Here is a 684-nt window from a genome sequence, read left to right as displayed (position 1 = left end):
GCTCGCCGAGGCCTGGCGCTGGGCGGTGGTCCTGGAGTTCGCGCCCGAGCGCCAGGCCTCGGCGAGCGGGACCATGTGGTCGATGTCGAGGTCGGAGGCGGCGGTCCAGGTGGCACCGTCGTACTCGGAGTACCAGCTGCCGCTGATCGCGGCGCAGTTGGAGTCGGTGACGACGTTCACGCCGTCGCGCTTGAGGACGGTCTCGCGCGTGTTGCAGGTGCCGGACTGGGTGATCCAGTGCGGGAAGAGGTCCCGGCTGTAACCCGTGGTGGAACCTTCCGCCTTGACCGTGAGGGCGGCCAGGTAGGTACGGGCGGTCGCGGCGCTGACCGGGGTGGGCATCGCGGCCTGCGCGGCCGGGGCGGTGGCGAGGAGGCCGGTGGCGGTGAGGGCGGCGGAGGCGGCGAGTACGGCGAGTCGACGCGCGTAGACCATGTCGACGGGCATGGGAACTCCCTTGAGGTGGGGGGACCTTGGCTGGCTGCCGTCCCCGTGGGCTGCCGGGCGGTCGGCCCGGCCATCGTGGCGGCGCCAGGTTTCGGTGGGGGGTGCGCCAGGTAACAGGGTGACGACATGGACACGTCACATCAAGGGGTGTGACGCGTCCTGATGGAGTGCCAGATTCCGCCCGGCGCCCAAGGGTTCGGAGGTTTGCCCGGAAACGCCTCGCGCGCGGCCGGAGGT

General features: G+C 71.6%; 1 protein-coding gene. It reads right to left on the bottom strand.

What is annotated here, in order from left to right; genetic code table 11:
- Positions 1-447 (bottom strand): hypothetical protein (locus CCN56_RS40585; RefSeq protein ID WP_086832541.1); only part of this gene is annotated, 447 nt, incomplete at its 3' end.
- Positions 448-684: the final 237 nt, after the last annotated feature.

This window comes from Streptomyces sp. NRRL B-24572, from assembly GCF_002156145.1.
GTDB lineage: Bacteria > Actinomycetota > Actinomycetes > Streptomycetales > Streptomycetaceae > Streptomyces > Streptomyces vietnamensis.
Note: the sequence above shows the minus strand (reverse complement) of the source record. Positions and strands in the feature narration are given on the sequence as shown.